This is a genomic window from Lentzea sp. NPDC059081, from assembly GCF_042738015.1.
Taxonomy (GTDB): Bacteria; Actinomycetota; Actinomycetes; order Mycobacteriales; family Pseudonocardiaceae; genus Lentzea.
In genome coordinates this window covers 1-12,473 of sequence record NZ_JBHYGW010000003.1, presented here as the reverse complement: position 1 = coordinate 12,473, position 12,473 = coordinate 1, and the positions used below count along the sequence as shown (strand labels likewise).

The 12,473-nt window shown below is 70.2% G+C and carries 11 protein-coding genes; 6 read left to right on the top strand and 5 right to left on the bottom strand.

The features are described 5' to 3' along the window. The first annotated feature begins 41 nt into the window (after positions 1-41). Together ACFWV3_RS07515 and ACFWV3_RS07510 are read left to right on the top strand one after the other, a co-directional pair. On the top strand, positions 42-1,169 hold the full coding sequence (locus ACFWV3_RS07515) for a glycosyltransferase family 4 protein (protein WP_382410457.1): 1,128 nt from the start codon (positions 42-44) through the stop codon (positions 1,167-1,169). 16 nt (positions 1,170-1,185) lie between these two features. Continuing rightward, positions 1,186-2,043 (top strand): glycosyltransferase family 2 protein, encoded by an 858-nt coding sequence (locus tag ACFWV3_RS07510; protein ID WP_382409403.1) that lies wholly within the window; start codon positions 1,186-1,188, stop codon positions 2,041-2,043. 468 nt (positions 2,044-2,511) lie between these two features. On the opposite strand, the gene ACFWV3_RS07505 is transcribed toward ACFWV3_RS07510, so the two are convergent. Next, positions 2,512-2,898 carry a hypothetical protein gene (locus tag ACFWV3_RS07505; protein WP_382409401.1) on the bottom strand — a complete coding sequence of 129 codons (387 nt, stop codon included), beginning with the start codon at positions 2,896-2,898 and terminating at the stop codon, positions 2,512-2,514. 119 nt (positions 2,899-3,017) lie between these two features. Here ACFWV3_RS07505 and ACFWV3_RS07500 point away from each other — a divergent pair, with 119 nt between their 5' ends. Then, on the top strand, positions 3,018-4,067 hold the full coding sequence (locus ACFWV3_RS07500; protein WP_382410455.1) for a sugar phosphate nucleotidyltransferase: 1,050 nt from the start codon (positions 3,018-3,020) through the stop codon (positions 4,065-4,067). Beyond that, on the top strand, positions 4,060-4,938 hold the full coding sequence (locus ACFWV3_RS07495; RefSeq protein WP_382409399.1) for a DNA-3-methyladenine glycosylase family protein: 879 nt from the start codon (positions 4,060-4,062) through the stop codon (positions 4,936-4,938). Before ACFWV3_RS07500 ends, ACFWV3_RS07495 begins: the two co-directional genes overlap by 8 nt. Here ACFWV3_RS07495 and ACFWV3_RS07490 read toward each other — a convergent pair. The 4 genes from ACFWV3_RS07490 to ACFWV3_RS07475 are packed head-to-tail and all read right to left on the bottom strand — an operon-like array spanning position 4,935 to position 8,526. Further along, positions 4,935-5,462 carry an NUDIX hydrolase gene (locus ACFWV3_RS07490; RefSeq protein WP_382409397.1) on the bottom strand — a complete coding sequence of 176 codons (528 nt, stop codon included), beginning with the start codon at positions 5,460-5,462 and terminating at the stop codon, positions 4,935-4,937. The genes ACFWV3_RS07495 and ACFWV3_RS07490 overlap by 4 nt on opposite strands. Next, positions 5,459-6,838: a coenzyme F420-0:L-glutamate ligase gene (locus tag ACFWV3_RS07485; protein WP_382409395.1), complete on the bottom strand. Its 1,380-nt coding sequence runs from the start codon at positions 6,836-6,838 to the stop codon at positions 5,459-5,461. Before ACFWV3_RS07485 ends, ACFWV3_RS07490 begins: the two co-directional genes overlap by 4 nt. Further along, positions 6,774-7,727 (bottom strand): 2-phospho-L-lactate transferase, encoded by a 954-nt coding sequence (gene cofD / locus ACFWV3_RS07480; protein WP_382409393.1) that lies wholly within the window; start codon positions 7,725-7,727, stop codon positions 6,774-6,776. The genes ACFWV3_RS07485 and cofD overlap by 65 nt, the downstream gene beginning before the upstream one ends. A gap of 43 nt (positions 7,728-7,770) precedes the next feature. Further along, positions 7,771-8,526, bottom strand: coding sequence for a site-2 protease family protein (locus tag ACFWV3_RS07475; RefSeq protein ID WP_382409391.1), 756 nt, complete (start codon positions 8,524-8,526; stop codon positions 7,771-7,773). 245 nt (positions 8,527-8,771) lie between these two features. On the opposite strand from ACFWV3_RS07475, the gene ACFWV3_RS07470 reads away from it, so the two are divergent. Further along, positions 8,772-9,077: a WhiB family transcriptional regulator gene (locus tag ACFWV3_RS07470; protein ID WP_051784712.1), complete on the top strand. Its 306-nt coding sequence runs from the start codon at positions 8,772-8,774 to the stop codon at positions 9,075-9,077. 30 nt (positions 9,078-9,107) lie between these two features. Continuing rightward, a complete protein-coding gene (locus tag ACFWV3_RS07465) occupies positions 9,108-12,284 on the top strand; it encodes a glycosyltransferase (RefSeq protein ID WP_382409389.1) in 3,177 nt (1,058 codons plus the stop codon). The last annotated feature ends 189 nt before the right edge of the window (positions 12,285-12,473 follow it).

The window sequence follows — 12,473 nt, the reverse complement described above, 5'->3', positions numbered from 1 at the left end:
TGACATTACGCTAGCTGATCGTGTCGACCGACGAACCCAGCGTGCTGATCGACGCCACCGCCGTGCCCGCGGACCGAGGTGGCGTCGGCCGTTACGTGGATTCGCTCGTCGCGGCGCTGGACGCGGACGGGGCGAAGCTCTCCGTCGTGTGCCAGCCGCGCGACGAGGACCTGTTCACGAAGATCGCGCCGAACGCCCGCGTGGTGCGGGCGGCCGAGGCCGTGGCGACCAGGACAGCGCGGCTGGCCTGGGAGCAGACCACGCTGCCTAGGCTGATCCGGTCGCTGAACGTGGACGTCGTCCACTCGCCGCACTACACGCTGCCGCTGGCCGGCAAGGCCGCCTCGGTCGTGACGCTGCACGACGCGACGTTCTTCACCGACGCCGTCCTGCACTCGTCGGTGAAGGCGCGCTTCTTCCGCGCCTGGACCCGCGCCTCGCTGAAGCGGGCGGAGCTGTGCGTCGTCCCGTCCCAGGCGACCGCCGACGAGCTGGTGCGCGTGGCGGGAGCCGACCGCCGCGTCCTGCACATCGCGCAGCACGGCGTCGACACCGAGCGCTTCCACCCGCCGTCGCCCGACGAAATCATGTCCGTCCGGCGCACGTTGTCGTTGGGGGACACGCAGTACGTGGCGTTCCTCGGCGCGCTGGAACCCCGCAAGAACGTGCCGGCGCTCATCCGCGGCTTCGCCCAGGCCATGGTGGGCCGCGCCGACCCGCCAGCCCTGGTGCTGGCCGGCCAGCCGGGCTGGGACAGCCAGGTCGAACGAGCCCTGGACTCCGTCCCGCACCGCATCCGCGTGATCCGGGCGGGCTACCTGCCGTTCGAACAGCTGGCGGGCTTCCTCGGCGGTTCGGTCCTGGTCGCCTACCCGTCGCTGGGCGAGGGCTTCGGCCTGCCCGTGCTGGAGGCCATGGCGTGCGGCGCGTGCGTCCTGACGACCCGAAGACTGTCGCTGCCGGAAGTGGGCGGCGAAGCCGTCGCCTACTGCGGCGTGGGAGCCGGCGACATCGCCGCGTCGATCGCCGACCTGCTGGACGACCCGGCCCGCCGCGCGGCCCTCGCCGCGTCGGGCCAGCAACGGGCCAAGGACTTCTCCTGGGCCGTGAGCGCCGAACGCCACCGCGTGGCCTACGAGCGCGCGTCTCTGGTGCGTCGCCGACGGTGAATCGGACACCACTAGTGTGTCGGCCGTGAACTACGGCGACGGACTTGGTGTCGTGACGGTCACGTACTCGCCGGGCGAGACGCTGGCACCGTTCGTGGACACCCTCGCGAAGGCGACCACCCGCCCGGTGCAGGTGATCCTCGCCGACAACGGCTCGACCGACGGCGTGCCCGAAGCCGTGGCGGCATCCCGTGACGGGGTGTCCTTCGTGCCCACCGGGGGAAATCTCGGGTACGGCGGTGGCGCGAACCGCGGCGTCGCGGCGTTGGGGCCCGACGTCGGGTGGGTGCTGATCTCCAACCCGGACATCGAGTTTCTGCCTGGGGCGGTTGACGTTCTGATCGACGCGGCTTCCCGGTGGCCTTCCGGCGGGATGTTCGGGCCGTTGATCCGGGAGCCTTCCGGGGAGGTTTATCCGTCTGCCCGGTTGCTGCCTTCGCTCGGGCGGGGGCTCGGGCACGCGTTGTTCGCGGTGGTGTGGAAGTCGAATCCGTGGACCCGTGCCTATCGGCAGGAACAGGCTCCGGTCGAGCGGGCTGCCGAGTGGTTGTCGGGGTCCTGTTTCTTGATGCGGCGTGAGGTGTTCGACGCTGTCGGCGGGTTCGACGAGCGGTACTTCATGTACTTCGAGGACGTCGATCTCGGGGACCGGGTCGGGCGTGCGGGGTATCTGAACGTGTACGTGCCTGATGCGGAGGTCGTGCACATCGGGGGGCACTCGACTGCTCGGGCTTCTGCTCGGATGCTTCGGGAGCATCACCTTTCGGCTTATCGGTACCTGGCTGATCGGCATCGGGGGGTTTTGTGGGCTCCTCTTCGGGTTGCTGTTCGGGCTGGGTTGGCTTTGCGGGTTCGGTTGTTGAACCGGGGCTGATCGGGTTGCGTTGGTGGTTGCGTTTTTGCTTTCGGGTGCCGGTTTCGTGCGCGGGGCTCTGCCCCGGACCCCGCCAACTGATCAAAGACCGGCCAGCGCCGCCGGCGGGTTGATGGCACGCCTGTTTGTGTTGGGCGGCTTGCTGTTGCGTAGGTGGGGCGCGATTCCGTGGGGTGGTCCCGTCACGAGCAGTGCAGGATGCAGCCACACCCGAGGGGTGAGGTCAAGTCGCGAAAAGCGTGCGACTTGACCTCACCCCTCGGGCGCGGCAAAACGCGTCAGCACTGCTCGTGACGGGACCACCCCACCCGAGCGCATGGGAAAAGCCAAGAGCAAAAGCCAAGAGCGGCTCGGCTTCGCCTTCGCTTCGGCTCGCCTTCGGCCTCGCGGCTGAGGCGGCTCGCTTCGCACCCTGCCCGGTCGGCGATCCGGCAACCCCTTGCGCCGTACGGCCCAGCGCGGGGCGGCTCACATGTCGCCGCTGAGCCTCTGCGAGAGCGTGTTGCGGTTCTGCTTGTGGTTCGAGACGGTCGGGATCACGCCCGGCTGGACGACCTGAGTGATCTCCGCGTCATCTCCCGCGGGCGCCTGGGCGGGCATCGGGGTGGTCGGCGTGGGCTGGCCGGGGCGCTGCTGGGGTGGGCGGGCGGTGTTCTGCTGGCCCATCTGCGCTGCGGACAGGATCATGGTCGAGTCCGGGTCCCGGCGCGGGTCCATGGCGTTGACCAGCGTTCTCGGGATCTGCTGGGTGTCTGACGCGTCCATCGGGGACGTCATGTTGTCCGGCGTCACGATGTTCCGCCCACGTGCGCGGGCGCGGGCGAGCATGGCGTCGGCCCGGTCGCGGGGGTCCATGTCGGATTTTGCTCCTTGCCGGGACCAGATCCCGTATGACGATCTGCTTCGTGTCAGAGTATTCCGTCGAACGGCTTGCTGTAACGCGGAGGAGGAAAAAGGTGCACGGCGTCGAAGCTGTGGTGCTGGTCGGGGGCAAGGGCACTCGTCTTCGCCCGCTGACCCTGTCCGCTCCCAAGCCCATGTTGCCGACCGCGGGGGTGCCGTTCCTGACGCACCTGCTGTCTCGGATCAAGGAGGCCGGCATCACCCACGTGGTGCTGGGCACGAGCTACAAGGCCGAGGTGTTCGAGGAGTACTTCGGGGACGGGTCGCGGCTCGGGCTGGAGCTCGAGTACGTGGTCGAAGAGGTGCCGCTGGACACGGCGGGCGCCATTCGCAACGTGGCGGACAAGCTGCGTGAGCCCGACGTGATGGTGTTCAACGGCGACATCCTGTCGGGGGTGGACCTGACGGGGATCGTCGACACGCACCGCGAGCACGCGGCGGACGTGACGTTGCACCTGGTCAAGGTCGCGGACCCGCGGGCGTTCGGGTGTGTGCCGACGGACGACGAGGGGCGCGTCCAGGCGTTCCTGGAGAAGACCGAGAACCCGCCGACGGACCAGATCAACGCCGGGTGCTACGTGTTCCGGCGCGAGGTGATCGACGCGATTCCCGCTGGGCGGCCGGTGTCGGTGGAGCGCGAGACGTTCCCCGGGCTGCTCGAAGCGGGCAAGCGGCTCCAGGGGCACGTGGACGCCACGTACTGGCTCGACCTCGGCAAGCCCGAGGCGTTCGTGCAGGGGTCGGCGGACCTCGTGCGCGGGGTGGCGCCGTCGGCGGCGGTGGCGCAGGCCGGTGACTTCCTGGTGCTCGACGGGTCCAACGTGCACGAGGGCGCGACGGTCAGGGGCGGCAGCACGGTCGGGTCGAACTGCACGGTCGCGGAGGGCGCGGTGCTCGACGGCGCGATCCTGTTCGACGGGGCCGTGGTCGGGGAGAACGCCGTGGTCGAACGGTCGATCGTCGGGGCGGGTGCGCTGGTGCAGGCCGGTGCCGTCCTCCGGGACGCCGTCGTGGGTGACAGCGCCGTGATCGGTGCTCGGTGTGAGCTGATCGGCGGAGCGCGGGTCTGGCCGGGGGTCGTGTTGCCCGAGGCCGGCGTGCGCTTCTCGACGGATGCCTAGCAGAACCTGGACACCACCGTTCCCACTCGATCTGGGAGCGGTGCTCCTGCCGTTGCGCCGCGGACCGGGCGATCCGTCCTTCAGCACGGAGGGCGGCGTCTGGTTCGCGGCGAACACGCCGTGCGGACCCGGCACGATCCACATCCGGCGCACGGACGTGGTGGAGGCGGAGGCGTGGGGCGACGGCGGGCTGTGGCTGCTGGACGGCCTGCCCGCCCTGCTCGGCGCCGACGACACGGTGGACGAGTTCATCGCCCACCACCCGGTCGTCGCCGAGTCGCGAAGACGGCGGCCAGGACTGCGGCTCGGGGCGACCAACCGGGTCTGGGACCTGCTGTTCGCCTCGATCCTCGAGCAGAAGGTCACGGGCGTCGAGGCGTTCCGCACGTGGCGCGAGCTCGGCCGCCGGTTCGGTGAGCCGGCGCCGGGACCGAAGCCGCTGAAGGTCCCGCCGACGCCGCAACGGCTGCTGGGCCTGCACGACTGGGAGTGGCACCAGTGCGGGCTCGACGGCGCCCGCCGCCGGACGCTGGTCAACGTCGCGCAGGTCGCGCACCGGCTGGAGAAGGCCGCGGAGATGCGCAGCCGCGAGCTGCTGGAGAAGGTGCCCGGCATCGGCGTGTGGACGTCGGCCGAGGTCGCGCAACGGTCGTGGGGCGACCCGGACGCCGTGAGCGTCGGCGACTACCACGTCGCCAAGAACGTCACCTGGGCGTTGACCGGCACACCGGGCGACGACGACCAGATGATGGAGCTGCTGTCGCCCTACCAGCCACAACGCCACCGCGCCGTCATGTACCTGCAGGCCGCGGGGTTGCAGCGGCCGCGGCGAGCACCGAGGTTCTCGCCGCGCGACTACCGCAAGTTCTAGCGCAGACGCGCGAGAGCACTCTCGATCAACGGGTGCAGGTCGTCCACGTTGTCCGGCAGCGAGTCCAGCGGCCACCACTGCAGGTCGACGGACTCGGCCGAACGGACCGGTTGCGCGCCAACGGGTGCGCGCACCAGGAACCGCACGTCGAAGTGCCGCGTCGGCTTGCCCAGCGAGCACGTGATCGGGTGCACGTCGAGGTGGATCGGCGTCGGCTCGATGCGCAGCCCGCGCATGCCCGACTCCTCGGTCGCCTCGCGCAGCGCCGCCGCGACCAGCGTCTCGTCCTCCGGCTCGCAGTGGCCGCCGAGCTGCAGCCACCGGCCCACGCGCGGGTGCAGCGTCAGCAGCGCGTGCTCCCCGGTGGCGTCCAGGACGAGCGCGGAGGCCGTGAGGTGGCCGGGCTCGCAGGAACGCCGGCAGGCGTCCTCGCGTGCGGCCAGGAAGCCAAGGTAGGCCTCCTTCAACGCGTCCTGGCCGGTGAAGCGGCTCAGGGTGGAGACCGCGTCGTCGTGCAGTGTCACAGCTCGATCAGCCCTTCCAACGGCTCGCGCGGGACGAGCGGCTCGACCGGGTGGCCGACCGCTACCGCGCCCAACGGTTCCCAGTCGCCGGGAACACCCAGCACGGACCGCACCACGTCTGCGCAGAAGATCGTCGACGACACCCAGCACGAGCCGAGCCCCTCGGCGGCCAGCGCCACCAGCAGGGCCTGCACGGCGGCGCCACCGGCGATCGTGAACATCGTCTTCTCGGCCTCGGAGCGCGTGACGTCGGGGTAGGCGTGCGCGCCGTCGCGGACCAGGAACGGCACCACGACCTCCGGAGCCTCCACCAGCAGGTCGCCACGCCGCACCCGGCGCGCGATCTGCTCCTCGGTGAACCCGTCGCCACGCAGGTCCTTCACCCACTGCTCGCGCATGGCCGCCAGCAGCTCGGCGCGCTTCTCCCGCACCAGGACGAACCGCAACGGCTTCGTGTGGTGCGGCGCGGGCGCGGTCAGTGCCGCACCGACGGCCCGCCTCAGCACGCCGAGGTCGACGGGCTCGTCGCGGTAGAACCGCACGGACTTGCGCAGCAGCACGGCCTCGGCCCGGCCCTGGGCGAGCGCCTCCTCCGTGCCGAGCCGGAACAGGTCCTCGCCGGTCGCCCTGACCAGGTCGCGGGCCGTGGAGCCGTCGTCGACCACGTCGAACCCGCGCAGCACCGCCACCGGCACCGCGCCGAGCTTGCCCTTCACCAGGTCGGCCGCCGCCGCGATCTCGTCGGCGATCGCGACCAGCGTCACGGCCAGCTGGTTGCCGTGCCCGTCCACCGAGCCCGCGTAGTCGTGCAGCACGCGGATGCCGGCCGAGCCGATCGCCGCGTCGGTCTGCCCGACCCGCCACGCGCGGCCCATCGTGTCCGTGACGACCACGGCCACCTCGACGCCGAGCAGGTCCTTCAGGGCGCCGCGCAACGCCGCGGCCGAGCCGTCCGGGTCGACGGGCAGCAGCGCGATCTCGTCGCCCGCCACGTTCGAAGCGTCCACTCCGGACGCCGCCTGCACGATGCCGAGCTTGTTCTCGGTGATCAGCGTGCGCATCCGGCGGGCGAGCACCCGCACCGACTCCGCGGCGACGTGCTCGCGCCTGATCCGGTCCCGCTCCTCGGGATCGGCGGGCACGCGGACCAGTCGTCCCTCTACTTTGGACAGGACCTTGGACGTGACGACGAGCACGTCGCCGTCGCGCAGCCAGGGCGCGGCCGCCGCGATCGCGCCGGCCAGGTCGTCACCGGGCCGGAACTCCGGCAGTCCGGGAACCGGCAGCAGCTCCAGCGCCGCCGCGGCGTGGTCAGTCAACGTCGACTCCGGCGAGCTCCAGCGCGTCACGGGCCATCTGCGCCGTGGCGTCCACATCGGACATCAGCAGCGGGACGGCGCGCACCGCGACACCGGGCACGTCGGCGCGGTCGCCGGTGTGCACCAGCCACGCGTCGAGGATGCCGTCCTCCGAGCACTTGCGGGAGCCGTAGTGCCGGCCGACCGCCTCGGCGGAGGTCTCCACGCCGATCGCGTCCAGGCAGGCGTCGGCCATGCCCCGCAACGGTTTCCCGCCGATGATCGGCGACAGGCCCACGACACCGGCCTCGGTCTTGCGCAGCGCGTCGCGCACGCCGGCCACGTTCAGGATCGTGCCGATGCTCACGACGGGGTTGGACGGGGCCAGGACGACGGCGTCGGCCTCGGCGATCGCGTCCAGCACGCCGGGGCCGGGCGCGGCCTTCTCGGCGCCGACGAACGCGAACGACTTCGCGGGCAGGGCGGCGCGGTGCTTGACCCACCACTCCTGGAAGTGGATGGCCCTCGTCTCACCGTCGAGCTCGACGACGACGTGCGTCTCGACCCGGTCGTCGGACATCGGCAGCAGCCGCACGCCCGGCTGCCACCGGTCGCACAGCGCCTCGGTGACGGCCGACAGCGGGTAGCCCGCGTTCAACATCCGGGTGCGGACGAGGTGCGTGGCGATGTCGCGGTCACCGAGACCGAACCACGTCGGTTCGGCCCCGTACGCCGCCAGCTCCTCCTTGACGGTCCACGACTCGCCCTCGCGGCCCCAGCCGCGCTCGGTGTCGATCCCGCCGCCCAGCGTGTACATGCAGGTGTCGAGGTCGGGCGTGATCCGCAGCCCGTGCATCCACACGTCATCGCCGGTGTTGACCACCGCGGTGACGTCCGCTCCCAGAGCTTTGAGTCCCTGCAGGAACCGCGCTCCGCCGACCCCGCCGACCAGTGCTACGACCTTCACGCCGTGCCATGCTTCCACAGCGTCTCAGCAGGCCTCGGAACGCCTACAGGTAGCGCCAGAACATGAACGCGGCCGCACCGGAACCCGCGTCGCTCAGGTCGCCGCCGATCGCCTCGAAGACCGCGCCGGCCGCCTGGAAGAACAGCAGGTTGACCTCGGTGAAGCCGATCAGCACCGCGAACAGGATCAGCGGCGCCCACGGCCTGGCCTTCGCGCCGAACCGCTGCGCCTCGTAGGGCAGGAACGGCTCGATGGCGCCCCAGCCGTCGAGGCCGGGGATCGGCAGGATGTTCAGGACGAACGCGATCACCTGCAACAAAGCCAGGTACGAAATCGCGGCGGCGAGCGCGAGCGGCGGTGAGAACAAGGTCACGACCAGCGCCAGCAGGACGCCGATGAGAAGGTTCGCGAACGGCCCCGCGAGGGAGACCAGCGACTCGACCTTCTTGTTCCGCAGGGCGTGGTGGTTGATCCACACCGCGCCACCCGGCAGGGGGATCCCGCCGAAGACCAGCAGCACCAGCGGCAGCACGATGCTCAGCACGGGGTCGGTGTAACGGCGGATGTCGAGCGTGAGATAACCCTTGTCGCGTACCGAAAAGTCGCCGCCCTTGTACGCCACGGCGGCGTGCCCGAACTCGTGCAGGCACAGCGTCACCGCCCACCCGGCGAGTACGAAGAGGATGGTGCCCGAGATGATGGCGACGTCACCCTCGAGCAGGGTGAGAGCCGCTCCGGCGACGGTGGCCGCGAGCAGGCCGAGGAACAGTGGGCTGGGGCGAACCGCTGATCGCTTCACCCCACCAGTGTGGCGTGTCGGCTGGCGTGGTGGGCCGTTCGGGGACGGGTTGCGACACCTGAATCACCGTCCGTGCAGTCAGTCAAGGTTTTTGCGGCCATCCGCGCGAATATCCCCCGACGTGTGGACTCCGCTTGACCGCCCGCTGTGACGCAGGTGTAATCACATCGGTGTCATTCGTCGTTGTGGGAACGGCGTCTGGCGTCCGCCAACCGGGGAGAGCGGAAGGCGAGGAGGCGGACGAAATGCAGGAATTCGAAGAGCTCGAAGAAGATCACGTCACGCAGCCGGTCGTGCAGGGCGAGCTGTCGTACCTGTTCGACCCTGCCGACGAGCAGGACTGGCAGGAGCGTGCGCTTTGCGCGCAGACCGATCCTGAGGCGTTCTTCCCCGAAAAGGGAGGGTCGACCAGGGAGGCCAAGCGCATCTGCCTGGGCTGCGAGGTTCGTTCGGAGTGCCTGGAGTACGCGCTCCAGCACGACGAACGCTTCGGCATCTGGGGCGGTCTCTCGGAGAGAGAGCGTCGCAAACTCAAGAAGCGAGCCGTCTAAAGCGTGATCTTCGTGCCTTAACTTGAGGACGTGACAAGTCCTCACCCGAGGCTCCGGACAGCGCCGGTGCTGTGCGTCCTGGTCTGCCACGACGGCGACCAGTGGCTCAGCACGGCGCTGTCTGCATTGCGGCGCCAGCGAATCCGTCCCAGGCACGTGATCGCGGTCGACACGGGATCGACAGATCGCACGCCGGCCGTGCTGAAGAAGGCGCTGCTGGCGGAAGCCGGGGACCTGCTGGACGGCGTGCTGACCTTGCCACGTGGCACGGGTTTCGGCACCGCCGTGCGCGTCGCCGTCGAACACGCCGTCGACAGGTGGGGTGACCCGGGCAGATGGCTCTGGTTGCTGCACGACGACAGCGCGCCCGAACCCGACTGCCTGGCCGCTCTGCTGACCGCGGCCGAGGTGTCGCCGTCGGCTGCCGTGCTGGGCCCGCTGTGCCTCGATTGGGTGGATTCCCGGCTCGTCGTCGAAGCGGGACTGTCGACGGATTCTTCAGGACATCGACAGACGGGGCTTTCGTCGGCGGAGCACTCCGCGTCGTTCCAGCAAAGCACTGAGGTGCTTGCCGTTTCGTCGGCCGGTTCGTTGATCAAACGTGAGGTGTGGCACTCCCTCGGCGGTTACGACGAGGCGATGCCGTTGCTCCGCGATGATCTCGACTTCGGCTGGCGCGCTAATCGCTCGGGTCATTTGGTCCTGTGCGTACCGGTCGCACGCATGCGTCATGCGCGGGCCGCGACTAAAGGCGCCCGCCGTTTGGACGCGGCCATGGCTCGGCCGGGTCCGTCATTTCGGGGCGTCGACCGCGCGCACGGCATGCGCACATTCTTGGTCAATTGTTCAGGTTTCTCGTTCCTCATCGGACTTCCGCGGCTGGTGCTGCTGTCGCTGCTGCGCGCCCTGGGGTTCCTGTTCCTCCGGCGTTTCGCCGACGCACACGCCGAAGCCGGTGCCGCCCGCTACCTCCTGACCCGAGGCCGGCTGCGCGAAGGCCGCCGCACCCGGCGCGGCTCCGCGGTCGTGCCCGGCCTCTTCACCAGCAGGCTCACCAGGTTCCGCAACGCACTGCGCGCCGGCGCGACGTTCCTGATCCGCCGCCGCGTGCAGGCCGACGCCGCGCTGGGTCGTTTGCCCGCAACCGATTCCGGCTCGACGTGGCTCGATCCGTCCGAAGTGGACTCGCCGCTCGTCGGCCCGTCCGCGCTGCCCGCGGGAGCGTCCCGCGGCCGCCCGCGCGTCGCCGGTCTGCGCCGGCCCGCGGTGGTCGTGTCGCTGGACGCCGAGACGCCGGGTGCCGTCCGCCCCTCACCACGCCCGCGTCCGTCGCCGGGACCGCGCGCCGGTGCCGACCGGATCTTCGTCGAGGTCGACCAGTCGCGCGTGCTGCGGTCGCTGTTGCTGGCGCCACCGGTCCTGTTGGTGTTGACCTTGTCACTCGTTGCGGTGATCTTGAACTGGTCCCGCCTCGGCCTGGACCTCGCCGGCGGCCGCCTGCTCCCGGTCGGCTCGCTCGGCGAGGTGTGGTCGACCTACCTCGCGTCGTGGCATCCGGTGTCCGGCGGCACCGCGGCCCCGGCTCCCGCCGCACTCGCCGTGCTGGGCCTGGTACCGGGCGGCCCGTCGTTCGCCGTGGCGATGCTCATGCTCGGCGATATCCCCCTCGCCGCGTTGGCTGCCTACATCGCTTCACGCGGCTTGCGCGTACGCCGTTCCGTGCGCGCGGTGGTGGCGGCCTTCTACGGACTGCTGCCCGTCGCCACCACGGCTGTGGCCGAAGGTCGCCTCGATGTCGTCGTCGTCCACGTCGTGACACCCCTCGTGTTCGCCGGCGTTTACGCGGTCTTGCGCGCGTCGTCCACCAACGCCTGGCTGCCGATGGCTTCCGGGACGGCTCTTGGCGTCGCCGTGCTGGGGGCGTTCTCGCCGCTGACCCACGTCGTGGTGATCGTCGGCTCGCTGGCCGGGTTCGTCGCGGTGACGGGCGGGGCCCGTCGGATCGCCGGTCTGTTCGCGATCGTGCTGCTGCCGATGGCTCTGTTGCTGCCCTGGCCGGCCGTGTTGTTGCAACACCCGGAGATGGTCCTGAACGGACTGGGGGCGGCGTTCTCGTCTCCTCCGCCCAACTTGATCGTGTGCTCGGTGTTCGCGGCGGCCGGGTTCGCGGCTGCCGTGCTGCGTCCGAACGTCTCGATGCTCCCCGGTGTGCTGGTGATCGTCCTGGCCGTCGGGGCGCTGGCGGCCGTTGCGGCGGTCGGTGCGTGGCCAGGGGCGCCTCTCGTCGTGCTGGCTTGGGGACTCGTCTGGGTGGTGCTCGCGGCTTGTCAGCGCGGGGTGGCTCCTGGGGTCGCCGGGCAGGCTTCGGTGCGGCGTGCGGTGTACTTGGTGGGTGTGGTCACGCTGGTCAGCTTGACCGTGGCCGGGTTCTTGGACCTGCGGACCGGCCCGTTGAAAGCCGATGGCGGGGTGAGTCTCGGGCCGTCGTTGATCGCGGAGCTGGAGCGGACCGGGCGGTCGGTGTTGATCCTGGGGCCTTCCGTTCGGCAGGTGGCCGGGCGGATGCCGGCCTTCGGGGACGACGACCTGGTGCCCACCGTGTCGTCGCCTGCTCGGTTGCGGCGGTGGAACTCGTCCGTGTTGGAGGGGTCGCCCGAGGTGGTGAAGACGGCATTGGCCCAAGCCGCTTCGTCCGGGGTTGTGTTTGTCGTCCTGCCTTCTGCTGATGTGGCTTCTCGGGTTGTTTCTGCGGCCGGGGAATTGGTTTCGTTGGCGCCTGTCGCTTCTGATGGGCGGCCGGTTTTGCGGTTGCGGTTCGCTGCGGACACCGGGGTTTTGCTGGCGCCTGATTTGGCTCGGCGGGCTCGTACGGGTGGGGAGCCGGCTGCTGTGGTCGGGGCTGACGGGGTGTCGCCGGTCAACGTGTCGTTGCCCGAGGTGGCTGTTCGGGTTTCGCCTGGTGGGGAGGGGCGGGTGCTCGTGCTGGCCGCTGAGGACGAGCCTGGGTGGGAGGTGTTCGTGGACTCCGTTCAGGTGCCCGTGGTGCGGGCTTGGGGGCATTTGGTGGGGGTGCCGTTGCCTTCTGAGCGGGCTGAGGTTCGGGTTTCGATGTCTTCCAGCTTGAGGGATTTTTTGTTGTTGGGGCAGGGGGCGGCGGCTTTGTTCACGTTGTTGACGGCTGTTCCTTCTCGGCGGCGTGGGGTTTAGTGTCGCCGGTTTAGTGGTCGCCGGTTGGGTGGGTTGCTTTGATTCCGCGGCTTGGCGGGTGGGTTGCGTTTTGCGTTGCGGGTTTCTGTTTCGGGCGCGGGGCTCTGCCCCGGACCCCGCCAACTGATCAAAGACCGGCCAGCGCCGCCGGCGGGTTGATGGCACGCCTGTTTGTGTTGGGCGGCTTGC